Source organism: Caulobacter mirabilis, assembly GCF_002749615.1.
Taxonomy (GTDB): Bacteria; Pseudomonadota; Alphaproteobacteria; order Caulobacterales; family Caulobacteraceae; genus Caulobacter; species Caulobacter mirabilis.
In genome coordinates this window covers 2,096,821-2,123,259 of record NZ_CP024201.1, presented here as the reverse complement: position 1 = coordinate 2,123,259, position 26,439 = coordinate 2,096,821, and the positions used below count along the sequence as shown (strand labels likewise).

Genomic DNA, 26,439 nt, shown 5'->3' with positions numbered 1-26,439 from the left:
CCCCCTACTCCGCCTTCTTCTTCATCGGCTTGAACACCGCCGAGCCGCGGAGGACGTCGCGGTCGCCGCTCCAGACACGGCCTTCGACGAAGACCAGGTCGCGGGTCTGGCGGGTGACGACGGCCTCGCCGAACACCCACTCGCCCGCGCGGGCCATGGCCAGGTAGTCCAGCGACAGATGCACGGTGATCGGCGTCGCCCCGGTCGCGCGCGCCACGCCGCCGGCCAGCACGCCGTCCATGAAGGTGGCCAGCATGCCGCCGTGGACGATGCCGACGCTGTTGCAGTGGCGCGGCAGCACGAAGAAGGCGTGCTGCAGCGCCTCGTCCGTGCGCCGGTGGAACATCGGGCCGTTGTGGCTGGTGAAGGGGCCGCGCGCGCTGGCGACGAATCCCTCCGGCGGCTCCGGGACGCGGTTCGGGTCGGCGAGCGCGGTCATTTCTGGAAAACCCGATGGCGCACGCGGTCCCCGACCTGGATGCCCAGCTCGGCCGCCCGGCCGCCATAGATCTCCAGCACGCCTCGCGCCGGGCTCCGCGACGGGATCGGCGTCTCGTTGAACGGCTCGGCCCGAGCCGCGATCGAGACGATACGGCCGTCGCCGCCGATGTAGAGGATGTCCAGCGGGATGTAGGTGTTCTTCATCCAGAAGGCGCGCGGCGCGGTCTCGTCGAACACGAACAGCATGCCGCGGTCCGGCGCCAGGGCCGTCCGGTACATCAGGCCGCGCTCGCGCTCGGCGTCGTCGTCGGCGATCTCCACCCGGAAGACGACCGGCCCCTTCGCCGTCTCGATGCTCAGCGGCTCGAGCACGGCGTCGGGCTTGTCGGCGACCGGCTTGGCGGCATCGATCGCCGCCGCCGCCGGCGCCTTGTCTCCGCAGGCGGAAACGCCCGCCAACAGGGTGAAAACCATGGCCGCCGGAACGACTCGCCGTCCGGCGTCACGCATCAGTCCCGTCACGGGCTACTCCCGGTGTGATCCCGGCGTCAGGACGCCGAGATTTCGGCCACAACCAGACCTTTGGGCCCTTCGGCGAAGCGCACCATCACGCCCTCGCCCGGCTGCAGGTCGTCGAGGCCGCTGCGGCGCAGGGTCTCGATGTGGACGAAGATATCGCCCGGTTCGGCGTCGCGCACCACGAAACCGTAGCCCTTGGTGCGGTTGAACCATTTCACCGTGCAATGCTCCGCCGGTCCCTCCGCCCGCAGCGGGGGACTTCGGCGGGCGTCGCGCGGCCCCGCGGGCCGGTGATCGCGCCGGTCGTCGAATCGCCGCGCAGGGCGATCGACAGGCGGCGAGGCCGCACTCTCGTCCAGGTTGACGACATCGGAAACCTGCCAGCCCTTGGGCCGGCGGACCACGTCGCAGACGATGAGTGAGCCTTCGAGGGCTGTTTCCCTGCCGCAATTGCGCAGGGAAGTTATGTGCAGAAGCACATCCTTCAGCCCGGTCAGAGAAGGGTCGTCGGGAACAATGAAGCCGTAGCCCTTGCCCGTATCAAACCACTTCACACGTCCTTGGATACGCACGGATTCTTCGTGGGTATCCGTTCCTTCGTAATCGAAACTTGACATTCGCCCCTCTGCCCCGTCCCAAGTCCTCACGGACGAGTGCTTATGTATAACACTGTTCTCGTAGGACGAGAGCCGTCAAGGGCGCGAATTCGCGCAGGGGGACGCGAAGCCTCAGTCGCGACGAATTGTCGCGATACGAATAGTTGCAATCTGGGAGGAAATTCCTCGCGATGGCACGCCCTAGGGGAATCGAACCCCTCTTACCAGATTGAAAATCTGGGGTCCTAACCGATAGACGAAGGGCGCCCGGTCGCGAGGAAGCGGCTGTATATGCGCGTCGCCCGATGCGCGCAACCCCTTCGTGGCGCGGTCCGCAAACTTTTGAGGCTGTCGGGGGAAGGCCTCGCGATGGCACGCCCTAGGGGAATCGAACCCCTCTTACCAGATTGAAAATCTGGGGTCCTAACCGATAGACGAAGGGCGCCCGGTCGCGAGGAAGCGGTTATCTATTCGTGGCCGCGCCGAGTCGCAACCCCTCTTGGAACGGAAAGTTCTAGCCCGCCATCCGGGGGTCGGCGGCGTCCTCGATCTCCAGCTGGACGCCCTCGCGGCCCTGCCAGTCGTCGGGCTTCAGGCGGCCCACGACGTGCAGCGCCGAGCCCCCGGCCATCAGCCGCGCGCCCAGCTCGGTGTCCTCGGCGCGCCAGGCCACCGCCTTCAGCCGCCCCGAGCCGCCGGCGTCCAGCAGGGTGCAGCGGATGTGGCCGCCCTTCATCATCATCGGCCGGTCGACGCGGGCGTCGGAGACGGCGAACACTGGCTCGGGATTGCCCGGCCCGAACGGCGCCAGCCGCTGGAAGTCGTTCCACAGCGCGCGCGTGGCGCCCGCCGGGCTGACCAGGGCGTCGATCTCGACGGCGTCCGCGGCGGCCGCGTCGACCATCTCGTCCTTCAGCCGGTCCGCCAGGAAGGCGCGCAGCTCCGGGATCATCGCCGGGCGCACCGTCAGGCCCGCGGCCATGGCATGGCCGCCGCCAGCCAGCAGCAGTCCCTCGTCGAAGGCCGCCTGCACCACCCGCCCCAGATTGACGCCCGGCTGCGAGCGGCCCGAGCCCTTGCCGGTGTCCGAGGGGCGGTCCACGCCGACGACGATCACCGGCTTGCGGTAGCGCTCGCGCAGACGCGCTGCGGCGATGCCGACGACGCCCGGATGCCAATCGTCGCCGGCGACCACGATCACCGGAGCGTCGGGATCGAGGTTGTCGCGCTCGATGAAGCCGACCGCCTCGTCGATGACCGCCTTCTCGACCTCCTTGCGGGAAGCGTTCAGCTCGTTCAGCTCGGCGGCCAGGGCGGCGGCCTCCAGCGGATCGTCGGTCGACAGCAGCCGCGCGCCGAGATCCGACCGGCCGATGCGTCCGCCGGCGTTGATCCGCGGCCCCAGGATGAAGCCGGCATGGAAGGTGGTCGCCGGTCCCTGCGCGCCCGCCACATCGAGCAGCGCCTTCAGGCCCGGGTTGCGCCAGCCGGACATCACCCGCAGCCCCTGGGCGGCCACCGCCCGGTTGAAGCCGGTCAGGCTGGTGACGTCGCAGACCGCGCCCATGGCGGCCAGGTCCAGCCACTGCATGATGTCCGGAGCCTCGCGCCCCTCGAACAGGCCGCGACGGCGCGCCTCGCGGTTCAGGGCGGCGAGCAGAACGAAGGTCACCCCCGCAGCGGCCAGGTGCCCCTGCCCCGACTCGTCGTCCGGACGGTTGGGATTGACCAGGGCGGCGGCCGGCGGCGGGTCGCCGCGCATCAGGTGGTGGTCGACAACCACCACCTCGAGCCCGATCTGGCCGGCGGCGATCAGGGCGTCGTGCGCGGCCGCGCCGCAATCGACCGTCACCACCAGCTCGGCGCCCTGCTCCTTCAGGCGGCGGAAGGCGGCCGGGCTGGGGCCATACCCCTCGGTGATGCGGTCGGGAACGTAGATGGGCAGGTCGCGCCCCATGGCGCGGAACCAGCGGACCAGCTGGGCGGCGCTCGACGCGCCGTCGACGTCGTAGTCGGCGAACACCGCCATCGGCCGGCCGCGCTCGGCGGCGTCGACCAGGATCTCGGCGGCCCGGTCCATGTCCCGGAACGTCGACGGGTCCGGGAACTGGGCCTTCAGGGTCGGAGACAGGAAGTCGGCGGCGGCATCCGCCCCGATCCCGCGCGAGGCCAGGGCGCGCGCCAGCGGCTCGGAAAGGCCGTGGCGCAGCTGGTGGTCGCGGACCAGGGCGGCGTCGGCCGGCCGCCGGCGCCAGGCCCGGCCCAGGAGAGAGCGTCGGACCCCTAGGAAGCCGACTTCGCCTGGGCCGTCGGCCATCGTCAGAGCGGACGCTTCATCCGCACTTCACGCACCGTGCGGGTGGAGGAGTTCATGACCAGGCTGTGCGTGTGCACGGCGCCCTTCTCGAAGCGGATGCCGTCGAGCAGCGCGCCCTTGGTCACGCCGGTCATGGCGAAGATCGCGTCGGCCCGGACGATTTCGTTCAGGCTGTACTTGCGATCCAGGTCGGTGATGCCCCACCGAGCGGCGCGCGCGCGCTCGTCGTTGTTGCGGAACACCAGGCGGCCCTGGAACTGGCCGCCGACGCACTTCAGGGCCGCGCAGGCCAGCACGCCTTCCGGCGCCCCGCCCTGGCCCATGTACAGGTCGACGCCGGTGTCGGGATCGGCGGTGTTGATCACGCCGGCGACGTCGCCGTCGGTGATCAGGTAAACGCGCGCGCCGACCGAGCGCAGGCTGTTGATGATCTCGGCGTGACGCGGACGGTCCAGCACGCAGACGGTGATCTCGCTGACGTCGACGCCCTTGGCCTTGGCGAGCGCCTTGGCGTTGTCGGCGGCGCTGGCGTCCAGGTCGATCACGCCTTCCGGATAGCCCGGCCCGCAGGCGATCTTGTCCATGTAGGTGTCCGGCGCGTTCAGCAGGGTGCCCTTGGGCGCCCAGGCCATCACCGCCAGGGCGTTGGCCATGGCCTTCGCCGTCAGGGTGGTGCCTTCCAGCGGATCCAACGCGATGTCGATCGCCGGGCCGCTGCCCGTGCCGACCTTCTCGCCGATGTAGAGCATGGGCGCTTCGTCGCGCTCGCCTTCGCCGATCACGATCTCGCCGTCGATGGCGAGCTCGTTCAGGGCGTTGCGCATGGCGTCGACGGCGGCCTGGTCGGCGGCCTTCTCGTCGCCGCGGCCCACCAGGCTCCAGGCGGCCACGGCGGCGGCCTCGGTCACCCGAACGGCCTCAAGCACAAGGCTCCGGTCCAGAGTCTCGGAACTCATCTAGTCTATGTCTCCTGGCCCTCTCGCGGGGCTCGTCAGCGTATTGTCGGAGGATTCTCAGATGCGCGCGATGCGCAACAGCCGAGGACGCTCTAGCACAGCCGGGAGCTTTTCGATGCGGTTTATCGCATCGGTGAGCACGGACTCGGCGATGGCGTGCGTGGTCAGCACGATCGGCACGCCCCCGGCGTCCTCGACGGGCTTCTGCAGGAAGCTGTCGATCGAGACGCCGCATTCCGCCAGGGTCTCGGACACGGCGGCGATGACGCCGGGCTGGTCCTTCACCAGCAGCCGCAGATAGGCCTTGCCGACCCGCTTGGTCGGGGCGACGGCGACAAAGGGCTTCAGGTCCTCGGCCGGAGCCTGGAACACCGGACGGGTCGCGCCGGTCATCACATCGGCGATGTCGGCGGCCACCGCGGCGGCCGTCGGCCCCGATCCGGCGCCCGGGCCCTGGATGAAGATCCGGCCGATGCGGGTGCCCTCGATGAACAGGGCGTTCAGGGCGCCGCGGGTCTCGGCCAGCGGATGGCCTTCCGGCACCAGCGAGGGGTGCACCCTCACCGCCACGCCGTCGGCGGCGCGGTCGGCCGAAGCGACCAGGCGGATGCGGTAGCCCAGGTCCTTGGCCATCCGGATGTCGAGCGCGTCGACGCCCTCGATGCCCTCGATCTCGGCGGCGGCGAAGTTGGGCGCGCAACCGAACGCCAGGGCGGCCAGGATCGAGACCTTGTGCGCCGCATCGAAGCCGCCGACGTCCATCGTCGGGTCGGCCTCGGCATAGCCCATCCGCTGGGCGTCGCTCAGCACCTCGGCGAACGGCAGGCCCTTGGCCTCCATCTCGCTGAGGATGAAGTTGCAGGTGCCGTTGAGGATGCCGGCCACGCCGCGCACGTCGTCGCCGACCATGGCCTCGCGCAGCATCTTCACCGCCGGGGTGCCGCCCATCACCGCCGCCTCGAACAGCAGCGGCACGCCGGCGCTCTCGGCCAGGGCGGCCAGTTCGGCGCCGTGCTCGGCGATCAGGGCCTTGTTGGCGGTGACCACCGGCTTGCCGGCCTTCAGCGCCGCTTCGACCGCGGCCTTGGCCGGGCCGTCGCTGCCGCCGACCAGTTCGACGAAGATGTCGGTCTCGGGCGAGGTCGCCAGCGCCACGGGATCGTCGAACCAGGTCAGGCCCGAGATGTCCACCGGTCGCGGCCGCGAGCGGTTGCGGGCCGAGACGCCGGTGACCACCGCGCGACCGCCGGCCGGCGCGAAATCCGGCCGCTCGGCGAGGAACTGCAGCAGACCGCCGCCGACGGTGCCCAACCCAGCCACCCCGACACGCCAGGTTTTGACACTCATCGTTTTTCTCCGCTCATCCCGGCGAAGGCCGGGACCCAGATCCATTCTCGGTGTTCAGAATTTCGGTCGAAGTCCGGCGCCCACAACTGGGTCCCGGCCTTCGCCGGGACGAGCGGGTAGTGAGTTTTCTGACTCATTGCGCCGCCAATGCGTTGTGGGCCTTGCCGAGGATCCGGTCGGAGTCGGCCAGGAACTTCTTCACGTTGCGAGCCGCCTGCCGGATGCGGTGCTCGTTCTCGACCAGCCCGATGCGGACATAGCCTTCGCCGTATTCGCCGAAGCCCGCGCCCGGGGCCACCGCCACGCCGGCCTCCTCGACCAGCAGCCGCGAGAACAGCATGGACCCGGCGTCCTTGTACTGCTCAGGGATCTTGGCCCAGGCGAACATCGAGGCGGGCGGCGCCGGGATGTCCCAGCCGGCCCGCTTCATGCTGCTGATCAGGGTGTCGCGCCGCGACTTGTAGATGCCGCGGATCTCGTCGACGCAGTCCTGCGGACCGTTCAGCGCTGCGGTCGCCGCCACCTGGATCGGCAGGTAGGCGCCGTAGTCCAGGTAGGACTTCACTCGCGCCAGGGCGGCGCAGATGCGGTGATTGCCGACCACCATGCCAACGCGCCAACCGGCCATGGCGTAGGTCTTTGACAGGCTGTTGACCTCGACGGCGATGTCCTTGGCCCCGTCGACCTGCAGGATCGAGGGCGGCGGGTTGTTCTCGAAGTAGATGTCGCCGTAGGCGACGTCCGAGATGATCAGCATGTCGTGCTTCTTCGCCAGCGCGACCGCATCCCGGTAGAAGTCGACATCGACCCACTGGGCCGTCGGGTTGGACGGATAGCTGAGGATCAGCACGTTGGGCGGCGGCACCGAATGCTTCACCGCGCGGCTGATGCCCGACAGATACTCTTCCGGCGACAGGGCCGGCACGTGGCGGATCACTCCGCCGGCCATGATGAAGCCGAAGGCGTGGATCGGATAGGCCGGGTTGGGGCAGATGATGACGTCGCCCGGCGCGGTCAGGGCCTGGGCCAGGTTGGCGAAGCCCTCCTTGGAGCCCAGCGTCGCAATCACCTCGGTGTCGGGGTTCAGCTTCACGCCGAACCGTCGCTCGTAGTAGCCGGCCATGGCGCGGCGCAGACCGACGACGCCCTTGGAGGCGCTGTAGCGGCCGGCCTTCGGGTCCTTGGCGGTCTCGATCAGCTTGTCGACGATGTGCTTGGGGGTCGGCATGTCGGGATTGCCCATCCCGAAGTCGATGATGTCCACGCCCTGCCCGCGCAGGCGGGCCTTGATGCGGTTGACCTCCTCGAAGACGTAGGGAGGTAGGCGGCGGATACGGTGAAACTCGGTCGTCATGAAGGGCTCGTCTGCGCCATCGGGCGCGCTGGAGCGGAGGTCGCGCATGGATAGCCCTCGGAAGGGGCATTTCCAAGCAGGTTCAGGGACGATTGTGCCTCCGCCGCGCCCGGCCGATCACCTCGGCGACGAAGGCGGGGTAGCTCGCTTGCGAAGAGCCCGGGCGTAGGCTTCCGATTCCGCGATCTCGGCGGCGGTCGGCGCATGCACGGCGATGGCGGCGGCTTCGTCCTTGGCGCGGCGCGCGAAGGCGTCGGTGGCGTTCAGGCTCCAGCTGTCCGGCCCGGCCGCCGCGACGGTCGAAGCCCCCTCGGCCTGCTGGGCGGCGATGTCCGCGCGCCAGGCCGCCGATTCGCGAACGTCGGCGGGAATCTCCGGAATGTCGGCGAAGGTCGGCCAGGGCCCAGGATTCTGCACCGCTTCGACGACGGCCTTGGCGGCCGGCGAGGTCGCGTCCACGGGCGCGTTGACGCCAGGCTCCAGCTCGACGATCGCCGTACAGCCCGTCACGACCAGGGCCGCTCCCGCCAGGAGCGCCGGTCGGGTCATTCGCCAGAAAATGCGCACATCGCCTTCCATTTGTCGCTTGGTCTAAGCCATGATCGCGGCAAGCGAAAGGCCGCTTGAGGCGTCCTCGCGAGGGAAGGAAGCGAAATGGCGGCTACGGACGGCAAGACCCGGCGCAAACCCGCGACCGCCAAGACGGCGAAACCCGCCGCGAAGGCGCCGAAGCCCAAGGCGGAACCCAAGGCGGCGGCCCCCAAGGTCGAGACCCGGGCCAAGACCCCGCCCCCGCCGCCCGAACCGGAAACCGTCGCCGCCGACCCCGCCGCCTTCCTGTCGAGCCAGCAGCGCGAGGCGCTGGAGAAGCTGTCCGCCAACCTGGCCCGCGCCGCCGTCACCGCCCAGGGCGCCATCGCCGAGGCCGCCCTGCGCCAGGCCGACAGCCCGGCCGCCCTCAGCCCCGACCCCTTCCATGTCGGCCCCGCCCTGACGGACGTGATGGGTCGGCTGGCGGCCCAGCCCGACCGGCTGCTGCGGGCTCAGGCCGACCTGTTCTCGCGCTATCTGGACCTGTGGCAGTCCACCGCCCGGCGCATGGCCGGGGAGACGGTGGATCCGGTGGTCGAACCGGCCAAGGGCGACAAGCGCTTCAACGACCCCGACTGGGGCGCGAACCCTGTCTTCGACGTGATGAAGCAGTCCTATCTGCTGACCAGCAACTGGCTGAACGGCCTGGTCGCCGAGGTCGACGGCGTCGCGCCGCTGGAGAAGCGCCGGGTCGAGTTCTTCATGAAGATGCTGACGGACGCGATCTCGCCGTCGAACTTCCTGATGTCCAACCCGGCCGCCCTGCGCGAGGCGATGCAGACCGGCGGCGAGAGCCTGGTCCGCGGCATGGAGAACTTCGCCGGCGACCTGGCCCGCGGCGGCGGCCAGCTGGCCATCAGCCAGACCGACATGGACCAGTTCCGGGTCGGCGAGAACGTCGCCACCGCCCCCGGCAAGGTGGTCTACCAGAACGACATTCTGCAGCTGCTGCAGTACGAGCCGACGACCGACAAGGTCCACGAGATCCCGTTGCTGCTGTTCACGCCCTGGATCAACAAGTTCTACATCATCGATCTGCGGCCCGATAACAGCCTGGTCCGCTGGCTGACCGGCCAGGGCTTTTCGGTGTTCGTCACCAGCTGGGTCAATCCGGACGAGGCGCTCGCGGCCAAGACCTTCGAGAGCTACCTGAAGGAAGGCATCTACGACGCCACCACGCAGGTGATGAAGCAGTGCCAGGTCGATCGGGTAAACACCGTGGGGTACTGCATCGGCGGCACCCTGCTCTCCTGCGCCCTCGCCCATATGGCGGCCAAGGGCGATCCGCGGATCAACTCGGCCACCTTCTTCGCCGCCCAGCAGGACTTCGCCGAGGCCGGCGACCTGAAACTGTTCGTCGACGACGCCTGGCTGGCCGAGATCGAGACCCGGATCGACCAGGCCGGCGGCTTCCTGCCCGGCAAGTCGATGGCCGACACCTTCAACTCGCTGCGCGGCAACGACCTGATCTGGTCGTTCTTCGTGAACAACTACCTGATGGGCAAGGAGCCCAAGCCGTTCGACCTGCTGTTCTGGAACAGCGACCAGACGCGGATGCCCAAGGCGCTGCACCTGTTCTATCTGCGCAATTTCTACAAGGACAACGCCCTGGCCGAGGGCAGGCTGACTCTCGACGGCGTCGACCTGGACCTGAAGACGGTCGAGACGCCGATCTACGTCCAGTCCTCTCGCGAGGACCATATCGCGCCGTTCAAGAGCATCTACCGCGGGGCCAAGCTGTTCGGCGGACCGGTCACCTTCACCATGGCCGGCAGCGGCCATATCGCCGGGGTGATCAACCACCCGGACGCGAAGAAGTACCAGCATTGGACCAACCCCGACCTGCCCGCGACGGTGGGCGAATGGCAGGCGGGCGCTGTCGAACATCCAGGCAGCTGGTGGCCGCACTGGGGTCGATGGCTGGCCGAGCGCTCCGGCCCCTTGGTTCCAGCCCGGGATCCGTCCAAGGGACCGCTGGGCGCGCCGATCGAGGACGCGCCGGGTTCCTATGTGAAGGTCCGTTCTTGAGTCCAACCCCTGTGTCGGCCGGCGATCTGCTGACCGCCCTGCCCGACTACGCCGAGATGCTGGAAGCCTGCGTGGCCGACGGCGCCTCGATCGGATTCCTGCACCCGATGCCGGCCGGTCAGGCCGAGACCTTCTGGCGCGACGTGGCCCAGGGCGTCGCGGCGGGCGACATCCTGATGTGGTCGGTCCTCGAGGCGGACGGCGCCGTCGCCGGAACCATCCAGCTGCATCCGGTCGGCAAGCCCAACGGCGCCCATCGGGCCGAGATCGCCAAGCTGATGGTGCATCCGCGCGCGCGGGGCCGCGGCCTGGCCGTCGCCCTGATGCGGACCGCCGAGGACGCCGCCCGGGCGCTCGGCCGCCGCCTGCTGGTGCTGGACACCATCGAGGGGAGCGTCGCCGACCGCCTCTACCGCCGCCTGGGCTGGACCGAGGCCGGCGTGATCCCCGACTTCGCCCTGAAGTCCGGCGGCGGCTCCGAGCCGACAGTCGTCTTCTGGAAGCGGCTGCCGGCGGTCTGATCCGCTAGGAAAATATACTATAGGTTGCATTTCTTCAAATGGACTCGCCTAGATGGCGGCGGGTCCATCGTGCGCCTGCGCCGATCGAAGGCCCTTCAAGACAGTCGCGTACTTCCACCCCTTCGAGGAGAAGTGTGATGTCTGATCGTACAGTCGCTCCCAACCAGTTCACCGGCCGCCTTCGCGAGAAGCTGGCTCGCGCCGAGGCCTGGAAGACCAACCCCTTCCTGGATTGGAAATTCCCCTGGCGGCCCTGCACCGTGCGGATCCTGATGGTCTGCGACGGCTTCCTCTACTTCAGCGACGAGGACTTCGGCCTGTCGGACGTGCTCTCGGCGCTGAAGAGCGAGGACTTCCCGTACGTCCGCTTTGAGATCACCACCGCCCACCGCGACAACGTCTCCGACGCCCGGCTCGGGATCGGCAACCCGCATGTCAGCAAGACGGTCAAACAGATCAACTTCGCCGACGCCGCCAAGTTCAACCCGGCCGACTACGACGAGGTCTGGCTGTTCGGGTCCCAGCGCAGCACCAAGCTGGGCAACGGAACCTGGACCAACCGCCTGACCGACCAGGAGCTGCGGGTCCTCTGCCAGTTCATGGACGGCGGCGGCGGCGTCTTCGCCACCGGCGACCACGAGGACCTGGGTTGCGCCATGGGCGGCTTCCTGCCGCGCGTGCGGGCCATGCGGCGCTGGTTCTTCCCCGTCGTCGGCCCCAACGGCGAAGGCCTGGCGCCGCCGTTCGAGGGCGCGGACCGGTTCGACACCAACCAGGAAGGCCATGACGGCGGCTACCAGTTCGAGGACCAGTCCGACGACATCCCGCAGCCGATCGAGCCGAAGTTCTACTCCGCCAAGATCGGGCCCTTCCGCGAGGCGACCTGGCCCCACCCGCTGCTCTGCGGCCCCAACGGCGTCATCCGGGTGCTGCCCGACCATGCGCACGAGAGCCAATGCACGGCGGCCTCGACCCTGACCTGGACCACCACCCTGGACGGCTACAACGTCACCGAGTTCCCGGCGGCGACGGACGGCGGCCTCAAGCCCCGGCCGGAGGTCGTGGCCTGGGGCCGGGTGATCGGCGGCCATCTGACCAGCGGCAAGGACGGGGTCACCAACGCCCGGCGGTTCGGGGTGATCGGGGCCTACGACGGGCACCGGGCCAGCGTCGGCCGGGTCGCGGTGGACTCGACCTGGCACCACTTCATCAACATCAATCTGACCGGCGACAGCACCATGCCGTTTCCCAAGTCGGTCGGGTTTCTGGCCACGCCGGCGGGCGAGGCCCACTACGCCGAGATCATCGCCTACTTCCGCAACATCGCCCTGTGGCTGGCGCGGCCGGCGAAGATCCAGTGCATGCGCAACTGGTCGGCCCTGGTGTTCATCGACAGCGTCCGCTTCGCCGAGATCTACAACCCGCAGATCACCCTGGAGACGGCCAAGCTGTACGACTACCTGATCGTGGGCCGGCACGCGAAGGACGCCATCGGCAAGTTCGCCAGTCGCTGCCAATCGACCCGCTGGGTGTTCGACTTCATCCGCGACCTGGTGCTGGAGCCGATCTGGGTCAATCCGCTCGACCCCTGGGCGATCCGGATCGAGGAGGGCGAGGCCGGCGACCGCAAGGACAAGATCGATCCGCCCAGGCCCAACGCCGTCGACCTGAGCTGGGTCGCCGACGCGGCCTTCGGCGGGGCGATCCTGGCGATCCGCCAGGAGTTCTTCCCGCTGGACGAGCGCCGCTTCGCCAAGATCACCGACGACGTCCTGGCCAAGGTCATCGCGACCGGCGGCCAACGGGCGCTCGACGCGGCGGCGGGCACGCTGAAGGAGGAACGGGCCGCTCTCGACGCGGCCGCGCGCAGCCTGACGGCCAGACGCTAGAGCGACAACGGTTCGCGGATCGGGCCTCGACTGGTCATCCGTGTCGGGGCTCTCCTCTACCGGTCATCCCGGCGAAGGCCGGGATTCAGTCATAGGGCTGCGCCTCTGACGAGAGAATGCCAGTCGCTCGGCTCGAGTCTGGGTCCCGGCCTTCGCCGGGACGACCGGAATTGGAGGCGGCGTTAGAGCGACAGCGCCAGCTTGGGTCTTTCCCAGGCGATGCCGTCGCCGGGCGCGGTCACGCCGATGTCGACCGCGCCCATCCGACGGTAGAAGCCCGCCGCCTCGGGATTGGACGAGATCACCACCCGCGCCGCGCCCAGGTCCCGGGCGCGGGCGGTCATGTGGTCGAACAGGCGACGGCCAAGGCCCGTGCCCTGGGCGCCGTTGTCGGTGAAGAACAGATCCAGCTCCTGGTCCGCGCCGTGCGGGATCAAGGCGTAGAAGCCGGCGGCGATGAGACCACCCTCCTCCGCCAGCCAGACCTCATGCGCGCCCTCGGGCACGGACCAGCCGGTCGCGAAGGTGATGATCATCGCTCGCGCGGCCGCGCGCTCGTAGCCGTTGCTGAGCATCATCATCGCCCGCAAGACCTCGCTGTCCGCCGGCGTCGCCCGGCGGATCACAGCCCGGTCGTCTCCGGCAGGCCCAGCATCAGGTTCATGCTCTGGACCGCCGCGCCGGAGGCGCCCTTGCCCAGGTTGTCGAGCAGGGCCACGAGGCGCGCCTGACCGGAGGTGTCGGAGCCGAACACGAACAGCTTCATGCGGTTGGTGCCGTTCAACCCTTCCGGATCGAGCGTGCCGAGGCTCTTGGCCTCCTCGATGGAGGCGACCTCGACGAAGGCGCAGCCGCGATAGTGGTCGGCCAGGGTCTTCTGCAGGTCGCCCAGCGAGGGGGCGCCGCTGAGCAGCTCCAGGTGCAGCGGGACCTGCACCAGCATGCCCTGGGCGTAGCGGCCGACCGCCGGTTCGAAGATCGGTTTGGTCAGCAGCGCGCCGTACTTCTGCATCTCCGGCACGTGCTTGTGGTTCAGGCCCAGGCCGTACAGCCGATAGGGAACCGTCGTGTGGTTCGGGGCCGAGGCGTCCTCGAACTCGGCGATCATGCCCTTGCCGCCGCCGCTGTAGCCCGAGATGGCGTTGACGGTGATCGGATAGTCCGCTGGCAGCAGGCCCGCCTGGACCAGCGGCCGGATCAGGGCGACGGCGCCGGTCGGATAGCAGCCCGGATTGGACACCCGCTTCGACGCGGCCACGACCTTGGCGTGGCCGGGCTCGAGTTCGTGGAAGCCATAGGTCCAGCCCTCGGCCGTCCGGAAGGCGGTCGAGGCGTCGATGATGCGCGTGTCCGGATTGGTCACCAGCCCGACCGCCTCGCGGGAGGCGTCGTCCGGCAGGCACAGGATCGCCACGTCGGCAGCGTTGAGCAGTTCGGCGCGGGCGTCCGTGTCCTTGCGGCGGGCCGGATCGATCGACAGCAGCTCGATGTCCGTGCGACCGACGAGGCGCTCGTAGATCTGAAGCCCGGTGGTGCCGGCTTCGCCGTCGATGAAGACCTTGGGTGCAGCCATTTCAAACTCCGCTCACCCCGGCGAACGCCGGGGCCCAGATGCCGAACTCCACGCTCCATGATCTGGGTCCCGGCATTCGCCGGGATGAGCGGGAGAAGAGCCCAAAGAAAAAGGGCGCCTCGGTGACCCGAAGCGCCCTTCTCGCAATACAGATCGCGAGCGACTAGCGCTTCGAGAACTGGAAGCTACGGCGGGCCTTGGCCTTGCCGTACTTCTTACGCTCGACGACGCGGCTGTCGCGGGTCAGGAAGCCGTGCGGCTTCAGGACCGGACGCAGGCCCGGCTCGAAGTAGGTCAGAGCCTTGGAGATGCCGTGACGCACGGCGCCGGCCTGGCCCGACAGGCCCGAGCCCTGGACCGACACGATGACGTCGAACTGGCCTTCGCGGTCGGTGACCTGGAAGGGCTGGGCGATCATCATGCGCAGCACGGGACGGGCGAAATAGACTTCCTGGTCGCGGCCGTTGATCGTGATCTGGCCCTTGCCCGGCTTGATCCAGACCTTGGCGATCGCGTTCTTCCGCTTGCCGGTGGCGTAGGCGCGGCCAAACTTGTCGAGCTTGGGCTCGGCGGGCGCGACTTCGGGGTTCGACGAGAGGCCTTGCAGGGCCTCGAAACCTTGGGCTTCGGCCATGACTTATTGGCTCCGGATGTTCTTGGCGTTGCGACCAGCGAAGTCGACGACTTCCGGGTTCTGCGCCTGATGGGTGTGCTCGGCGCCGTTGAAGATGCGCAGGTGGGTCAGCTGCGCGCGAGCCAGCGGGCTCTCCTTCGGCAGCATGCGCTCGACGGCCTTCGCCAGCACGCGCTCGGGGAAGCGACCGGTCAGTTGCTTTCCGGCGGTGATTTCCTTGACGCCGCCCGGGTGGCCGGTGTGGCGGTAGTAGACCTTCTGGTCCAGCTTGCGGCCCGTGAACTTCACCTTGTCGGCGTTGATCACGACGACGTAGTCGCCGCAGTCGACGTGCGGGGTGTAGTCAGGACGATGCTTGCCGCGAAGACGCATGGCGATGAACGTGGCGAGACGGCCGACGACGGCGTTCTCGGCATCGATCACGATCCACTTCTTCTCGACCTCGGCGGGCTTCAGCGAAGCCGTGGTCTTCATCATGGGAACAGATCCGTATTGCAGGCGGGAACGAGCGGTCCCCGACGTGAGGGCGCGGCAATACACGCGGGATTCCATGTCGTCAACAGTCGATCTTCATCGACACGGCGCAACCCCTTGTGAAATAAGGGATTGCGCCGATACGGTATCATAATACCGAATTTCCCGGCGCGGCTTAATCAGACTGTCGCATATAGTGACTAGCTCGGACGCGCACCCAGGAGTCTCCACCATGCCCTTCTCTCGCCGCGGCTTCCTCGGCGCGTCCGCCGCCGCCCTCGCCTTCTCCGGCTATGCGCGCGCGCAGGACGAGACCGCCGAGGAAACCTATCGCAACGAGGTCTACGGCTACGGCCCGCTGGTCGAGGACCCCAACGGGGTCTTCGACCTTCCCAAGGGCTTCAGCTACCGCATCCTGTCCCAGGCTGGCGAGACGATGTCGGACGGCCTGCTGGTTCCCTATAAGTTCGACGGCATGGGCTGCCTGCCGATCGGCGGCGGCAAGCTGGCGCTGATCCGGAACCATGAGCTGAAGGTCACCGACCGCCACCACGGCCCGTTCGGCGCGAGCCAGCACCTGGCCGATCGGATCGACAGGAAGCGCGTCTATGACGTCGACGACAACGGCGTTCCCCTGGCCGGCGGCACGACGACGCTGATCTACGACGCCGCCACCGGCAAGGTGGAGAAGCAGTTCCTCAGCCTGGCCGGCACCCTGATCAACTGCGCCGGCGGCATCACCCCCTGGGGCAGCTGGCTGAGCTGCGAGGAGACCACCACCCAGGCCGGCTTCAACGTCGCCAAGGACCACGGCTATGTCTTCGAGGTGCCGGCCAAGGCGACCGGCCTGGTCGATCCGATTCCGCTGACGGGCCTGGGCCGCTTCAAGCACGAGGCGGCCTGCGTCGATCCGCGGACCGGGGTCGTCTATCTGACCGAGGACCTATCCGACGGCCTGTTCTACCGCTTCCTGCCCAACACGCCGGGCGACCTGAAGAAAGGCGGCCGACTGCAGGCGCTTGCCTTCTCGGATCAGCCGGAAAGCTGCGACACCCGGAACTGGAACGGCGAGACGGGTCTGAAGCGCTCGGACTGGCGGCCGAGCCGTTGGATCGACATGGACGGCGTCGACAACCCCAACGACGACCTGCGCCTGCGCGGCGCCGAACAGGGCGCGGCGATCTTCGCCCGCGGCGAAGGTGTGTTCTGGGGCGACGGCGAACTCTACTTCGCCTGCACCTCCGGCGGCGCGGCCGGGGCCGGCCAGATCATGCGCTACGTCCCCAGCGCCCGCGAAGGCCACGCCGACGAGAAGGACGCGCCGGGCAGGACCCAGCTGTTCGTGGAATCGCGCGAGCAGCGGGTGCTGGACTACGCCGACAACATCATCGTCTCGCCGGCCGGGCACATCATCGCCTGCGAGGACCGCTATTCGGAGACCGAACGCAACCACCTCAAGGGGATCACCCCGGACGGCAAGGTCTATACGATCGGCCGCAACGTCTACGAGGGGAACGCCGAACTGGCCGGCGCCTGCTTCGCGCCGGACGGCAAGACCATGTTCGTGAACATCTACTGGCCGGGGATCACCCTGGCGATCACCGGGCCGTGGGAGAAGTTCCGGGTCTGAGAATCCGGCTCCTCCCCTCTGGGGGAGGTGGTCGCCGCCAGGCGAGACGGAGGGGGTCTCCGACGCGCTCATGACCCCCTCAGCCGGCTTCGCCGGCAGCTCCCCCAGTGGGGAGCACCAAGGCTTCAGAGCCGCCGCACCCGCCAGGCCATCGCCGTGGCCACGGCCAGCACGCCGACGGCGCCGGCCTGGTGCAGGATCCCCAGCCACACCGGCACGCCGGCCATCAGGGCGGCGACGCCCAGGACGGCCTGGAACAGTACGGCCGCGCCCACCGCCAAGCCCAGCTGCTTGGCCTCGCGCGGCAGGTAGCGGTCGCGCCAGGCCAGGCCCGCGACGACCAGCCCGGCCGCGAACAGCAGATAGGCCCCGATCCGGTGGTGCAGCTGCACGCTGGCCTGATTGTGGGCGATCGTGTTCCAGATCCCCGAGCCGGCGTAGTCGTGCGGCAACACCGCCCCGTTCATCAGCGGCCAGTCGTTGTAGATGAATCCGGCGTCAGCCCCCGCGACCAGGGCGCCGAGCAGACACTGGAGGAAGACCGCCCCCAGGAAGATCAAGGTCCAGCGCCGCCAGGGCGTCGGATTGCCCTGCCGCGGCGCGCCGGTCCAGGCGTCCAGGGCGGTCCAGAACAGCATCACGAACAGCAGCAGCGCCAGGCCCAGGTGGACGGCCAGCCGCTCCGGCGCGACCGAGACCCGATCGGCCAGGCCGCTGGACACCATCCACCACCCGATCGCCCCCTGCAGCCCGCCGAGCCCGAGCATGGCCCAGCAGCGCCAGATCAGGCGCTTGGGGATGTCCTTGCGGATCAGGAAGACCACCAGCGGCACGGCGAAGACCAGCCCGATCAGGCGGCCGAGCAGGCGATGGCCCCACTCCCACCAGTAGATGGCCTTGAACTCGCTGAGGTTCATGCCGCGGTTGACCTGCTTGTACTGCGGGATCTCGCGGTACTTGGCGAACTCGCCTTCCCAGGCCTGCTGGGACATCGGCGGCACAGCGCCGGTGACCGGCCGCCATTCGGTGATCGACAGGCCCGAGCCGGTCAGGCGCGTGGCCCCGCCGACGACCACCATCGCCAGCACCAGGGCCGCGACCGCGAACAGCCACACTGCGACCGGACGCGACCGGTCGGAACGCAAAAACGACGTCATTCGTCGCCTCGTCTTGTGCTCCCAAGGAGCCGAAAATCAGAGCGGGGCCTTCCTAGGCCGGTAACTCGCCCGGGTCCATAGCCGTGACGCCGTCGCAAACCGCTGTCATGCTGGCGGGATGCCGGCGCCCAGCCTCTTCTCCGTCGCGGTCATAGGCCTGTTGGCCGGCCTGGCCGCGCGCTGGATCGTGGGCCGGCGACAGTCGCCGTTCGCCTCGCTGACCGTCGGCGTGCTGGGAGCCATGCTCGGGACCGCCGTGGGCGAGATGCTGGGCCTGCCGGTGGCCACCCTGCCGGCGCTGGCGCTGGCGTCGGTCGCGGGGGCCGCCGCGGTGCTGTCGCTGACCGTCCTGATCTGGCGTCGCTGACGGGAACCGGGTTCCCGGCGCGGTGTTCTTCCAACACCCGTTCAGGGTTGGAGGAGGCACACAATGCAAGGCGTAGGCTTTTTCGGCGCCATCATCATCGGGATCTTCGCAGGCTGGATCGCCGAGCGGATCATGAACCGCAACCACGGCATCGTGGTGAACCTGATCGTTGGCCTGGTCGGCGCCCTGATCGGCAGCTGGCTGGCCGGGATCGCGAACCTGCCCTACAGCGGCTGGATCGCCAGTCTCATCGCCTCGGTGATCGGCGCCATCGTGCTGCTGTTCATCCTGGGGCTCTTCAAACGCAAGTAGCTCTCGCGTATGGCTCCGGCGGCGGCGTCCCGCGGCCGTCGGAGACCGCCATGAACCCGCGCATCAAGAAGATCATCGGCTCGCTGGCCCTGCTGGCGTTCATGGCCGCCTATGTCGCCGGCGCGATCGTCCTGGCCGACAAGCTCCCGAAGCACCCCGCCGTCGACCTGATCTACTTCGTCGTCGCCGGCGTGGCCTGGGTGCTGCCGGTGATCCCGCTGATGATCTGGATGAACCGCGAACCGAAGGCCTAGGCGGTTCAGAACGAGGTGTTCACGCGCGAGACATCGATCCGCGTGACGCGGCTATGCGGATCGTAGTGGATCCGAATCCAGGCGGAAACCTCGACCAGAAGCCAGCTGCCGCGAATTCCCCGAACGATTCCATAGACGATCCGCTCGCGGACAGCGTTGGAGTGCTCGACGCGATTGGCCCGGAAATAGGCCTCGGCGAGACGAGCGTCCACGCCGACCGGGATTGAGGCCCGGACGTTGCGATCGATCTCCTCGAGGCTGTTCCGCTTGCTGATCGGCTTCAAGGCCAGGCCCCCGACCGGTGACGGCGCGGCGCACCATACCATGACGCGCGGCGTCAGCCGCGGCGGTTTCATGTCTGGCGATCGGGAGAAACGATGGTCGGAGCGGCGGGATTCGAACCCACGACCCCTTGACCCCCAGTCAAGTGCGCTACCAGGCTGCGCTACGCTCCGACACCGATTTACGACGCGCCGCCGAAGCGACCCGCCGAAGGGGAGCGCCCTTATAGGCGCCGCATTCCGAAGCGGCAATGGCCAATCTGGCGGTTTTCAACGGTCCTTCAGAAGACCGTCCAGACGGGCCTTCACCGACAGCAGATCCTCCAGAGCGAAGGCCAGGCGGTCACGCACCTCGGCCGCGCCGGAGGGGCCGTCGTCGGCGCTCAGCACCGCCTCGCCGACGGCCGGGGCCGGGACGGATTCGCCGTCGCCGACCCCGACCAGGCGACGCACGCCCTGCTCCTTGTGAAGCTTCTGGACGCCTTTGATGGTGTAGCCTTCGTCGTGCAGCAGCGCGCGAACGCCACGCAGCACGGCGATGTCCTGCGGCCGATAGAATCGCCGGCCGCCGGCGCGTTTCATGGGGCGGATGAAGGAGAACTTGGTCTCCCAGAATCGCAGCACGTGCTGCGGCACGCCAAGCTCGTCGGCGGCTTCCGAGATGGTGCGGAAGGCGTTTGGGCCCTTCGCCACCGGACCGGCCCTAGTCGCTCAAAGCGCGGTCGATCCGCGCCTTCATGACCTGCGAGGCGCGGAAACCGATCACTCGGCGGGGCTCGATCTCGGCCGGCTCGCCGGTCTTGGGGTTGCGGCCCATCCGGGCGCGCTTGGCGCGGACCTGGAAGACGCCGAATCCAGAGAGCTTCACGGTCTCGCCCTTCTCGAGGGCCTCGGCCACGAGATCCAGGGTGCGCTCGACCAGACCGCCGCAATCCTGGCGAGTCAGACCTACCTCCTCGTGAACGGCCTCTGTCAGGTCCGCCCGCGTCAAGGTCGCGCCTTTCATATCCCCCGTGCCTCCAACTACCCCGATCAACGGAAGGGTGCATGGCGCGTTTGCCGCGTCAAGTCAAAGGGTTCCGGTAAGGATCGGAAATGGCTGGCTAAAGCCGGACCACACAGGCGCCCCAGGTCAGTCCGCCCCCCATCGCTTCCATCAGCAGCAGGTCGCCCTTCTTGATCCGTCCGTCGGCGACGCCTTCGGCGAGCGCCAGAGGGATCGAGGCGGCCGAGGTATTGGCGTGGTCCGCGACGGTGGTGATGACCTTGCTCTCGTCGATGCCCAGGCGATGGGCGACGCCGGCCAGGATGCGCTGGTTAGCCTGGTGCGGGATGAACCAGTCGACGTCCTTGATCTCCACGCCCGCGACCTGGGCGGCGGCGATCACAGCCTCGGAGATGTTGATCACCGCGTGCTTGAAGACCTGATTGCCCTGCATGCGCAGTTTGCCGACCGTGCCGGTCGTGGACGGACCGCCGTCGACGTAGAGCAGGTCCTGCTTGGTCCCGTCGCAACGCAGGGCGAAGCCGAGCATGCCGCGGTCGGCGGTGGTCCCCTGCCCTTCGCCCGGCTCCAGCACCACCGCGCCGGCGCCGTCGCCGAACAGCACGCAGGTGCCGCGGTCGGTCCAGTCCATCAGGCGGGTCATGGTCTCGGCGCCGATGACCAGGGCGCATTTCGAGTGGCCGCGCGCGACGAACCCGTCGGCCACGGTCATGGCGTAGACGAAGCCCGAACAGACCGCCTGGACGTCGAAGGCGATTCCGACGGGGCAGCCCAGCTTGCGCTGCACGATGGCGGCGGCGGCCGGGAAGGTCAGATCGGCGGTGGTGGTGGCCACCACGATCAGGTCGACGTCGGCCGGCGTCTTCCCGGCCTCGGCCAGGGCCTTCTTCGCCGCCTCGACCGCCAGGTCGGAGACCGCCTGGTCATCGTTCGCCCGATGGCGGCGGCGGATGCCGGTCCGTTCGCGAATCCAGTCGTCGCTGGTGTCCACGACCTTGGACAGGTCGTCGTTGGTCACGACGGTCTCGGGCAGATAGCCGCCCACGCCGGTCACGACGCTACGCAGAATACTCACTCGGCAGCTCCCTCGGCCGGCGACGCGGCGGATTCGGAAACGACGGCGCCCAGCCGCCGGATGTTGCGATCGATCTCGGCGGTGAAGTCGCTGCGCGCGAGATCGGCGGCCACGCGGATGGCGGCGGCGTAGCCCGGGGCGTCCGCCCCGCCGTGGCTCTTCACCACGATTCCGTTCAGACCCAGCAGCGGGCCGCCGTTGACCGCGCCCGGGTCCATGCGCTTGCGCATCGCGCCCAGCGCGCCCGAGGCGAAGACGGCGCCCAGCATGGCCAGCGGCCCGGACTTGAAGGTGGCGCGCAGCTCGTTGCCGAAGAACCGGGCCAGGCCCTCGGCGGTCTTCAGGGCGACGTTGCCGGTGAAGCCGTCGGTGACGATGACGTCGACCGTCCCCTTGGCGATATCGTTGCCCTCGACGAAGCCGCGGTAGTCGAAGTCGAAGCTGTTGGCCCGCAGCAGGGCGTGCGCCTCGCGCACCTCCTCGTGGCCCTTCTGCTCTTCGGAGCCGACGTTGAGCAGGCCGACGGTCGGCTTGGTCGAGCCATGCACGGCGTGGTGGAAGGCCGCGCCCATGATGGCGAACTCGACCAGCTGCTCGGCGTCGCTCTCGACGTTGGCGCCGACGTCGAGGACGGCGCTGATTCCGTTCATGGTCGGCCAGCTGGCCACGATCGCCGGACGCTTGATGCCCTCGGCCATGCGCAGGACCAGCATGGAAATGGCCATCAGGGCGCCGGTGTTGCCGGCCGAGACGGCGGCGGCGGCCTGGCCGTCCTTCACCGCCTCGACGGCGTTCCAGACGCTGGAGCCCTTGCCGCGGCGCATGGCCTGGGCGGGCTTCTCGTCCATGGCGATGGCCTTGTCGGCGTGGCGGATCTCGCTGGCGGCGCGGGCCGCCGGCGCCTTGGCCAGCTCGGCCTCGATCTGGGCCTGATCGCCATGCAGCAGGAAGCGGACGTCGCCGAGCTGACGCGCCGCGATGTCGACCGCGGGGATCACCACGGAAGGCCCGTGATCACCGCCCATGGCGTCGATGGAGAGAATGAGGGTGTTGGGCAAAGCCGGCGCGATTCCGTCTCGACGCCTCGTCAGGCGAAGCCGCCGGACCTTACTCCCCGCCATCGGCGATGCAAGTCCGGCCGCCAAACCTGCCTATCCGGCGTCATCTTCCGTCTTGAGCGCGCGAAGCGCGGCGAAGGGCGAGCGTTCTTCGGTGTCGGCCGGCGGCTCGAACACCGCGCCCGGCTTGCGCGGAAACGGGTCCAGCTCAAGCGACAGATGCTCGACGACGTAGCCGCCCAGGTCGATCAGGTCGCCCTCGAGAACGTCCGGCGGATCGTCCGCCTCGGGATCGAGATCGATCTCCTCGCCGAAGTCCTCCTGCGGCGCGTTCGGGCTGCCGGCCGGCACGACCCGAACGGAGAACCCGCCGTCGACCGCGGCCGGGAACGGTTCGGCGGTGATCGAGCAGGTCTGGGTCACCGCCGCCTTGAACCGCCCCTCGATCTCGGCCCCGTCCAGCCAGGGCGAGACCTTCAGGTCGGCGGTCAGCGATTCGATCGAGACCAGGTCCAGATGCCGCGCCAGCGCCTTGCGGGTCGCCTCGTCGGCCTCGAGCCTGCGGCGCGCCGGTCCGCGCGCGACGTCGGAGAATCGGATGGTTTCGGTCCAGGGCTGGCTCACGGTTGGATCTCCCAGGCGACATCGCCCTTCAGCAGCGGCTCGACCGCGTGGCGCGACAGGGCGTCGCGGGCCGAGACGAGATAGGCGGTCAACGCGTCGGGATCGCCCGCGCCGTCCTCGAACACCGTCCGCGCCACAACGTCGCGCAGGGCCTCCGTCGCCGGCAGCGCCGCGAAGGCGTCCTGCAGCGCCTTGGCCCGGCCGTAGAAGGCTTCGGCCAGCTTCTTCACCCGCTTGGCCACCGCCGTGTCGCCGACGCCGAGCTCGCGGAAGGCGTCGTCCAGGCCGCGAATATAGGTCTCGATCAGGATCTGGGCGGTCTCGTCGGCCTGGGGGCCCTGCCCCTTCAGCCGATCGAGCAGCAGGATGACGTGCAGGCTGTAGAGCTCGAACCGCCCCTCGCGGGTGTCGGGAACACCCATGGCGACGTAGAATCCGGGGCTGCGGGCCTGCCGCGCGGCACCGGCGTAGAGCGCCTCGCCGGCCGCCTTGGCGGGTCTGGACTTGAACAAGCGGTTCAGCATGATCGGATATCGCCTCGATTTCGCCGCCGGCCGGGCCTAAAGCGGGCATTGAACTAAGCGCGCGCGGGCGATAGGTCAAAGGACCCGCGCGGTTTGCGCGCACCGGGAGCCACGATGTTTCGTAAAGCCGCTTTCGCCGCCGTCGCCGTCAGCCTGCTGGCGACCGGCGCCTGCATGCCGATCACGACCTACTCGGGCTTCCAGGCCGTCGAGGTCAACCCGGCCGACGTGAAGCCCGGCGAGGACACCAAGTCGACCGTCACCGCCAAGCTCGGCTCGCCGTCGGTCACCTCGACCTTCGACCCCAACACCTGGTTCTACATGAGCCAGGTCACCGACCGCGTGGCCTTCTACAATCCGCGGGTGGCCAAGCGCGACATCGTCGCCATCAACTTCGACAAGCAGACCGAGCAGGTCCTGTCGGTGAACAAGTACAGCCTCCGCGACGGCAAGGTCTTCGCCTACAACGACCGCGAGACCCCGACCCGCGGCCGCGAGATGACCATCCTCGAGCAGCTGCTCGGCAACGTCGGCCGCGGCGGCATGCTGCCCCGCGACGAGGAAGAGAGCATCCCCGGCAACCGCCCGGGCGACCGCTAGACGCAGCCTCGCCGCACAGAATCGGAAAGGCCCTGGAGAGCGATCTCCAGGGCCTTTCTCTTTGTGGCTATGGATCGGGAGCCGGCGGACCGGCTCCCTCTCGAAGGATCAGCCCGCCGCGCCGTGGGCCAGGACGGCCAGCAGCAGCAGCGCCACGATGTTGGTGATCTTGATCATCGGGTTCACGGCCGGGCCGGCGGTGTCCTTGTAGGGATCGCCGACGGTGTCGCCGGTCACCGCCGCCTTGTGGGCGTCGGAACCCTTGCCGCCGTAGTGGCCTTCCTCGATCAGCTTCTTGGCGTTGTCCCAGGCGCCGCCGCCGCTGGTCATCGAGATGGCGACGAACAGGCCGGTGACGATCACCCCCATCAGCATGGCCCCGAGCGCCGCGAAGGCGTCGGTCTTGCCGGCGATGGCGTTGATGACGAAGAACAGCACCACCGGCGAAGCCACCGGCAGCAGCGACGGCACGATCATCTCCTTGATCGCCGCCTTGGTCAGGATGTCGACGGCGCGGCCGTACTCCGGCTTCACCTCGCCCGTCATGATGCCGGGGTTCTCCTTGAACTGACGACGCACCTCGGCGACGACCGATTCAGCGGCCCGGCCCACGGCGGTCATCGACAGGCCGCCGAACAGGAAGGGCAGAAGCCCCCCGAACAGCAGGCCCACGACCACATAGGGGTTGCTGAGGTCGAAGCTGACCGCGCCCATGCCCTCGAAGAACGAGCCCGGCGCCGCGTTGGCCGAGAAGAACTTCAGGTCCTCGGTATAGGCGGCGAAGAGCACCAGGGCGCCCAGGCCGGCCGAACCGATGGCGTAGCCCTTGGTCACGGCCTTGGTGGTGTTGCCGACGGCGTCCAGGGCGTCGGTGGACACCCGCACTTCCGGCGGCAACCCGGCCATCTCGGCGATGCCGCCGGCGTTGTCGGTGACCGGGCCGAAGGCGTCCAGCGCGACGATGAAGCCGGCCAGCGACAGCATGGCCGTCGTGGCGATGGCGATGCCGAACAAGCCGGCCAGGCCGTAGGTGACGATGATGCCGACGATGATCACGAGCGCCGGCAGCGCGGTCGATTCCAGGGACATGGCCAGGCCCTGGATGACGTTGGTGCCGTGGCCGGAGACCGAGGCCTTGGCCACCGACTTCACCGGGCGGAAGCCGGTGCCGGTGTAGTATTCGGTGATCACCACGATGGCGGCGGTGACGGCCAGGCCGACCATGCCGCACCAGAACAGGCTCATGGCGTTGAAGGTCTTGCCCGCGACGGTCAGGTCGCCGGGGACCAGGGTGGTGGTCACCCACCAGATCGCCGGGATCGACAGCAGGCCGGTCACGATCAGCCCCTGGTACAGGGCCCCCATGATGTTCTGCTTCTTGCCGAGCCGGACGAAGAAGGTGCCGATGATCGAGGTGACGATGCAGACGCCGCAGATCGCCAGCGGCAGCAGCATCATGGCGTTCACCGCCTCGGTCCCGCGGAAGAAGATCGCCGCCAGGACCATGGTGGCGACGGTGGTCACCGCATAGGTCTCGAACAGGTCGGCGGCCATGCCGGCGCAGTCGCCGACGTTGTCGCCCACGTTGTCGGCGATGGTCGCCGCGTTGCGAGGATCATCCTCCGGAATGCCGGCCTCGACCTTGCCGACCATGTCGCCGCCCACGTCGGCGCCCTTGGTGAAGATGCCGCCGCCGAGGCGGGCGAAGATGGAGATCAGGGACGCGCCGAAACCGAGCGCCACCAGGGCGTCGACCACCTCGCGGCTGGTCGGGTCGAGCCCGAGCGCGCCGGTCAGGTAGCCGTAGTAACCGGCCACGCCCAGCAGCGCGAAACCCGCCACCAGCAGGCCGGTGATGGCGCCGGAGGTGAAGGCCAGGCTCAAGCCCTTGCCGAGGCTCTCGGAGGCCGCCTGCGCGGTGCGCACATTGGCCCGGACCGAGATCAGCATGCCGGCGAAGCCAGCCGCGCCCGACAGGATCGCGCCGATCGCGAAGCCTATGGCCGCATAGCGCCCGATGAAGAAGAACAGCACCGCCAGGACGACGACGCCCACGATGCCGATCGCCGTGTACTGCCGGCGCAGGTAGGCCTGAGCCCCCTCCTGGATCGCCGCGGCGATCTCCTGCATCCGCGCATTGCCGGCGGGTTTACGCAACAATGCCGCCGTCTGCAGACCGCCGTATACGACGGCCAGCAGACCGGCGATCACCGCCAGCCAGAGAAAGTCGATACCCATTGTTTCCAAGCGTCCCTATGTGATCGGGACCCAGGATCTCCGGTCGAACTCATAAGCTTGGTGTTGGTACTGC

At 68.7% G+C, this 26,439-nt stretch carries 29 protein-coding genes and 3 tRNA genes; 8 read left to right on the top strand and 24 right to left on the bottom strand.

Going from position 1 to position 26,439, the window contains the following annotated elements; translation table 11 throughout:
* Positions 1-4 precede the first annotated feature (4 nt).
* From CSW64_RS10495 to CSW64_RS22000, 10 genes are all read right to left on the bottom strand, one after another.
* Complete coding sequence (locus tag CSW64_RS10495; RefSeq protein WP_099622057.1) at positions 5-439, bottom strand: PaaI family thioesterase; 435 nt, start codon at positions 437-439, stop codon at positions 5-7.
* Positions 436-963: a DUF192 domain-containing protein gene (locus CSW64_RS10490; RefSeq protein ID WP_245863887.1), complete on the bottom strand. Its 528-nt coding sequence runs from the start codon at positions 961-963 to the stop codon at positions 436-438. The genes CSW64_RS10495 and CSW64_RS10490 overlap by 4 nt, the downstream gene beginning before the upstream one ends.
* 26 nt (positions 964-989) lie before the next feature.
* The gene (locus CSW64_RS10485; protein WP_099622055.1) at positions 990-1,577 is read right to left on the bottom strand and encodes a cold-shock protein; all 588 of its coding nucleotides are present in this window, start codon (positions 1,575-1,577) and stop codon (positions 990-992) included.
* 171 nt (positions 1,578-1,748) lie between these two features.
* Positions 1,749-1,823 (bottom strand) — tRNA-Glu (locus CSW64_RS10480).
* A gap of 103 nt (positions 1,824-1,926) precedes the next feature.
* Positions 1,927-2,001: transfer RNA gene (locus CSW64_RS10475), tRNA-Glu, on the bottom strand.
* Positions 2,002-2,070: 69 nt separating this feature from the next.
* Positions 2,071-3,873: a single-stranded-DNA-specific exonuclease RecJ gene (gene recJ / locus CSW64_RS10470; protein WP_099622054.1), complete on the bottom strand. Its 1,803-nt coding sequence runs from the start codon at positions 3,871-3,873 to the stop codon at positions 2,071-2,073.
* A gap of 2 nt (positions 3,874-3,875) precedes the next feature.
* A complete protein-coding gene (gene glpX / locus CSW64_RS10465; protein ID WP_099622053.1) occupies positions 3,876-4,829 on the bottom strand; it encodes a class II fructose-bisphosphatase in 954 nt (317 codons plus the stop codon).
* A 57-nt stretch (positions 4,830-4,886) separates the two neighbouring features.
* Positions 4,887-6,176, bottom strand: coding sequence for a homoserine dehydrogenase (locus CSW64_RS10460; RefSeq protein WP_099622052.1), 1,290 nt, complete (start codon positions 6,174-6,176; stop codon positions 4,887-4,889).
* Between the two features lie 133 nt (positions 6,177-6,309).
* Positions 6,310-7,530 carry an LL-diaminopimelate aminotransferase gene (locus tag CSW64_RS10455; protein WP_099624203.1) on the bottom strand — a complete coding sequence of 407 codons (1,221 nt, stop codon included), beginning with the start codon at positions 7,528-7,530 and terminating at the stop codon, positions 6,310-6,312.
* 117 nt (positions 7,531-7,647) lie between these two features.
* Positions 7,648-8,079 (bottom strand): hypothetical protein, encoded by a 432-nt coding sequence (locus CSW64_RS22000; RefSeq protein WP_172448511.1) that lies wholly within the window; start codon positions 8,077-8,079, stop codon positions 7,648-7,650.
* A gap of 105 nt (positions 8,080-8,184) precedes the next feature.
* Here CSW64_RS22000 and phaC point away from each other — a divergent pair, with 105 nt between their 5' ends.
* The 3 genes from phaC to CSW64_RS10435 all read left to right on the top strand — a co-directional run bounded on the left by phaC (position 8,185) and on the right by CSW64_RS10435 (position 12,559).
* The gene (gene phaC, locus CSW64_RS10445) at positions 8,185-10,149 is read left to right on the top strand and encodes a class I poly(R)-hydroxyalkanoic acid synthase (RefSeq protein WP_099622051.1); all 1,965 of its coding nucleotides are present in this window, start codon (positions 8,185-8,187) and stop codon (positions 10,147-10,149) included.
* Positions 10,146-10,670: a GNAT family N-acetyltransferase gene (locus CSW64_RS10440; RefSeq protein WP_216361267.1), complete on the top strand. Its 525-nt coding sequence runs from the start codon at positions 10,146-10,148 to the stop codon at positions 10,668-10,670. The genes phaC and CSW64_RS10440 overlap by 4 nt, the downstream gene beginning before the upstream one ends.
* Before the next feature lie 137 nt (positions 10,671-10,807).
* Positions 10,808-12,559 carry a hypothetical protein gene (locus CSW64_RS10435; RefSeq protein WP_099622050.1) on the top strand — a complete coding sequence of 584 codons (1,752 nt, stop codon included), beginning with the start codon at positions 10,808-10,810 and terminating at the stop codon, positions 12,557-12,559.
* A gap of 182 nt (positions 12,560-12,741) precedes the next feature.
* Here the strand turns inward: CSW64_RS10435 and CSW64_RS10430 are convergent, their stop codons facing one another.
* From CSW64_RS10430 to rplM, 4 genes are all read right to left on the bottom strand, one after another.
* Positions 12,742-13,185, bottom strand: coding sequence for a GNAT family N-acetyltransferase (locus CSW64_RS10430; protein WP_099622049.1), 444 nt, complete (start codon positions 13,183-13,185; stop codon positions 12,742-12,744).
* Positions 13,182-14,132 (bottom strand): N-acetyl-gamma-glutamyl-phosphate reductase, encoded by a 951-nt coding sequence (argC, locus tag CSW64_RS10425; protein WP_099622048.1) that lies wholly within the window; start codon positions 14,130-14,132, stop codon positions 13,182-13,184. Before argC ends, CSW64_RS10430 begins: the two co-directional genes overlap by 4 nt.
* Before the next feature lie 163 nt (positions 14,133-14,295).
* Positions 14,296-14,766 carry a 30S ribosomal protein S9 gene (rpsI, locus tag CSW64_RS10420; protein ID WP_099622047.1) on the bottom strand — a complete coding sequence of 157 codons (471 nt, stop codon included), beginning with the start codon at positions 14,764-14,766 and terminating at the stop codon, positions 14,296-14,298.
* A 3-nt stretch (positions 14,767-14,769) separates the two neighbouring features.
* Positions 14,770-15,243 (bottom strand): 50S ribosomal protein L13, encoded by a 474-nt coding sequence (gene rplM, locus CSW64_RS10415; protein ID WP_099622046.1) that lies wholly within the window; start codon positions 15,241-15,243, stop codon positions 14,770-14,772.
* A gap of 229 nt (positions 15,244-15,472) precedes the next feature.
* Here rplM and CSW64_RS10410 point away from each other — a divergent pair, with 229 nt between their 5' ends.
* Positions 15,473-16,870 (top strand): alkaline phosphatase PhoX, encoded by a 1,398-nt coding sequence (locus tag CSW64_RS10410; protein ID WP_099622045.1) that lies wholly within the window; start codon positions 15,473-15,475, stop codon positions 16,868-16,870.
* Positions 16,871-16,995: 125 nt separating this feature from the next.
* On the opposite strand, the gene CSW64_RS10405 is transcribed toward CSW64_RS10410, so the two are convergent.
* A complete protein-coding gene (locus CSW64_RS10405) occupies positions 16,996-18,027 on the bottom strand; it encodes a COX15/CtaA family protein (protein ID WP_099622044.1) in 1,032 nt (343 codons plus the stop codon).
* Positions 18,028-18,145: 118 nt separating this feature from the next.
* Between CSW64_RS10405 and CSW64_RS10400 the strand changes: the two genes are divergently transcribed.
* The 3 genes from CSW64_RS10400 (at position 18,146) to CSW64_RS10390 (ending at position 18,960) form a co-directional block, all read left to right on the top strand.
* Positions 18,146-18,394, top strand: a complete 249-nt coding sequence (locus tag CSW64_RS10400; protein WP_099622043.1) for a GlsB/YeaQ/YmgE family stress response membrane protein — start codon at positions 18,146-18,148, stop codon at positions 18,392-18,394.
* Positions 18,395-18,457: 63 nt separating this feature from the next.
* On the top strand, positions 18,458-18,706 hold the full coding sequence (locus CSW64_RS10395; RefSeq protein WP_099622042.1) for a GlsB/YeaQ/YmgE family stress response membrane protein: 249 nt from the start codon (positions 18,458-18,460) through the stop codon (positions 18,704-18,706).
* Between the two features lie 50 nt (positions 18,707-18,756).
* Positions 18,757-18,960 (top strand): DUF2842 domain-containing protein, encoded by a 204-nt coding sequence (locus tag CSW64_RS10390; protein WP_099622041.1) that lies wholly within the window; start codon positions 18,757-18,759, stop codon positions 18,958-18,960.
* 5 nt (positions 18,961-18,965) lie between these two features.
* Here CSW64_RS10390 and CSW64_RS10385 read toward each other — a convergent pair whose 3' ends face one another.
* From CSW64_RS10385 to CSW64_RS21990, 8 genes are all read right to left on the bottom strand, one after another.
* Positions 18,966-19,316 carry a hypothetical protein gene (locus CSW64_RS10385; protein ID WP_150131371.1) on the bottom strand — a complete coding sequence of 117 codons (351 nt, stop codon included), beginning with the start codon at positions 19,314-19,316 and terminating at the stop codon, positions 18,966-18,968.
* A 22-nt stretch (positions 19,317-19,338) separates the two neighbouring features.
* Positions 19,339-19,415, bottom strand: a tRNA-Pro gene (locus CSW64_RS10380).
* A gap of 96 nt (positions 19,416-19,511) precedes the next feature.
* The gene (locus CSW64_RS10375) at positions 19,512-19,934 is read right to left on the bottom strand and encodes a MerR family transcriptional regulator (RefSeq protein ID WP_099622039.1); all 423 of its coding nucleotides are present in this window, start codon (positions 19,932-19,934) and stop codon (positions 19,512-19,514) included.
* Between the two features lie 10 nt (positions 19,935-19,944).
* On the bottom strand, positions 19,945-20,247 hold the full coding sequence (locus tag CSW64_RS10370; RefSeq protein ID WP_099622038.1) for an integration host factor subunit alpha: 303 nt from the start codon (positions 20,245-20,247) through the stop codon (positions 19,945-19,947).
* A gap of 97 nt (positions 20,248-20,344) precedes the next feature.
* Positions 20,345-21,322, bottom strand: a complete 978-nt coding sequence (locus CSW64_RS10365; RefSeq protein ID WP_099622037.1) for a beta-ketoacyl-ACP synthase III — start codon at positions 21,320-21,322, stop codon at positions 20,345-20,347.
* Positions 21,319-22,380 carry a phosphate acyltransferase PlsX gene (gene plsX, locus CSW64_RS10360; RefSeq protein ID WP_099622036.1) on the bottom strand — a complete coding sequence of 354 codons (1,062 nt, stop codon included), beginning with the start codon at positions 22,378-22,380 and terminating at the stop codon, positions 21,319-21,321. The genes CSW64_RS10365 and plsX overlap by 4 nt, the downstream gene beginning before the upstream one ends.
* Positions 22,381-22,473: 93 nt before the next feature.
* Entirely contained in the window at positions 22,474-23,004 is a 531-nt protein-coding gene (locus CSW64_RS21995) for a YceD family protein (RefSeq protein ID WP_172448510.1), read from the bottom strand.
* Complete coding sequence (locus CSW64_RS21990; protein WP_342745855.1) at positions 23,001-23,528, bottom strand: ubiquinol-cytochrome C chaperone family protein; 528 nt, start codon at positions 23,526-23,528, stop codon at positions 23,001-23,003. Before CSW64_RS21990 ends, CSW64_RS21995 begins: the two co-directional genes overlap by 4 nt.
* A 114-nt stretch (positions 23,529-23,642) precedes the next feature.
* On the opposite strand from CSW64_RS21990, the gene CSW64_RS10350 reads away from it, so the two are divergent.
* Positions 23,643-24,128 carry an outer membrane protein assembly factor BamE gene (locus tag CSW64_RS10350; protein ID WP_099622035.1) on the top strand — a complete coding sequence of 162 codons (486 nt, stop codon included), beginning with the start codon at positions 23,643-23,645 and terminating at the stop codon, positions 24,126-24,128.
* A 108-nt stretch (positions 24,129-24,236) separates the two neighbouring features.
* On the opposite strand, the gene CSW64_RS10345 is transcribed toward CSW64_RS10350, so the two are convergent.
* The gene (locus CSW64_RS10345; RefSeq protein ID WP_099622034.1) at positions 24,237-26,366 is read right to left on the bottom strand and encodes a sodium-translocating pyrophosphatase; all 2,130 of its coding nucleotides are present in this window, start codon (positions 26,364-26,366) and stop codon (positions 24,237-24,239) included.
* Positions 26,367-26,439: the final 73 nt, after the last annotated feature.

What these genes read in the sequence shown, in the direction of transcription:
- CSW64_RS10495 (WP_099622057.1), bottom strand. Translation starts at nt 439, where the DNA reads ATGACCGCGCTCGCCGACCCGAACCGCGTCCCGGAGCCGCCGGAGGGA.
- CSW64_RS10485 (WP_099622055.1), bottom strand. Translation starts at nt 1,577, where the DNA reads ATGTCAAGTTTCGATTACGAAGGAACGGATACCCACGAAGAATCCGTG.
- recJ (WP_099622054.1), bottom strand. Translation starts at nt 3,873, where the DNA reads ATGGCCGACGGCCCAGGCGAAGTCGGCTTCCTAGGGGTCCGACGCTCT.
- glpX (WP_099622053.1), bottom strand. Translation starts at nt 4,829, where the DNA reads ATGAGTTCCGAGACTCTGGACCGGAGCCTTGTGCTTGAGGCCGTTCGG.
- CSW64_RS10460 (WP_099622052.1), bottom strand. Translation starts at nt 6,176, where the DNA reads ATGAGTGTCAAAACCTGGCGTGTCGGGGTGGCTGGGTTGGGCACCGTC.
- CSW64_RS10455 (WP_099624203.1), bottom strand. Translation starts at nt 7,530, where the DNA reads ATGACGACCGAGTTTCACCGTATCCGCCGCCTACCTCCCTACGTCTTC.
- CSW64_RS22000 (WP_172448511.1), bottom strand. Translation starts at nt 8,079, where the DNA reads ATGACCCGACCGGCGCTCCTGGCGGGAGCGGCCCTGGTCGTGACGGGC.
- phaC (WP_099622051.1), top strand. Translation starts at nt 8,185, where the DNA reads ATGGCGGCTACGGACGGCAAGACCCGGCGCAAACCCGCGACCGCCAAG.
- CSW64_RS10435 (WP_099622050.1), top strand. Translation starts at nt 10,808, where the DNA reads ATGTCTGATCGTACAGTCGCTCCCAACCAGTTCACCGGCCGCCTTCGC.
- argC (WP_099622048.1), bottom strand. Translation starts at nt 14,132, where the DNA reads ATGGCTGCACCCAAGGTCTTCATCGACGGCGAAGCCGGCACCACCGGG.
- rpsI (WP_099622047.1), bottom strand. Translation starts at nt 14,766, where the DNA reads ATGGCCGAAGCCCAAGGTTTCGAGGCCCTGCAAGGCCTCTCGTCGAAC.
- rplM (WP_099622046.1), bottom strand. Translation starts at nt 15,243, where the DNA reads ATGATGAAGACCACGGCTTCGCTGAAGCCCGCCGAGGTCGAGAAGAAG.
- CSW64_RS10410 (WP_099622045.1), top strand. Translation starts at nt 15,473, where the DNA reads ATGCCCTTCTCTCGCCGCGGCTTCCTCGGCGCGTCCGCCGCCGCCCTC.
- CSW64_RS10405 (WP_099622044.1), bottom strand. Translation starts at nt 18,027, where the DNA reads ATGACGTCGTTTTTGCGTTCCGACCGGTCGCGTCCGGTCGCAGTGTGG.
- CSW64_RS10400 (WP_099622043.1), top strand. Translation starts at nt 18,146, where the DNA reads ATGCCGGCGCCCAGCCTCTTCTCCGTCGCGGTCATAGGCCTGTTGGCC.
- CSW64_RS10395 (WP_099622042.1), top strand. Translation starts at nt 18,458, where the DNA reads ATGCAAGGCGTAGGCTTTTTCGGCGCCATCATCATCGGGATCTTCGCA.
- CSW64_RS10390 (WP_099622041.1), top strand. Translation starts at nt 18,757, where the DNA reads ATGAACCCGCGCATCAAGAAGATCATCGGCTCGCTGGCCCTGCTGGCG.
- CSW64_RS10385 (WP_150131371.1), bottom strand. Translation starts at nt 19,316, where the DNA reads ATGAAACCGCCGCGGCTGACGCCGCGCGTCATGGTATGGTGCGCCGCG.
- CSW64_RS10370 (WP_099622038.1), bottom strand. Translation starts at nt 20,247, where the DNA reads ATGAAAGGCGCGACCTTGACGCGGGCGGACCTGACAGAGGCCGTTCAC.
- CSW64_RS21990 (WP_342745855.1), bottom strand. Translation starts at nt 23,528, where the DNA reads ATGCTGAACCGCTTGTTCAAGTCCAGACCCGCCAAGGCGGCCGGCGAG.
- CSW64_RS10350 (WP_099622035.1), top strand. Translation starts at nt 23,643, where the DNA reads ATGTTTCGTAAAGCCGCTTTCGCCGCCGTCGCCGTCAGCCTGCTGGCG.
- CSW64_RS10345 (WP_099622034.1), bottom strand. Translation starts at nt 26,366, where the DNA reads ATGGGTATCGACTTTCTCTGGCTGGCGGTGATCGCCGGTCTGCTGGCC.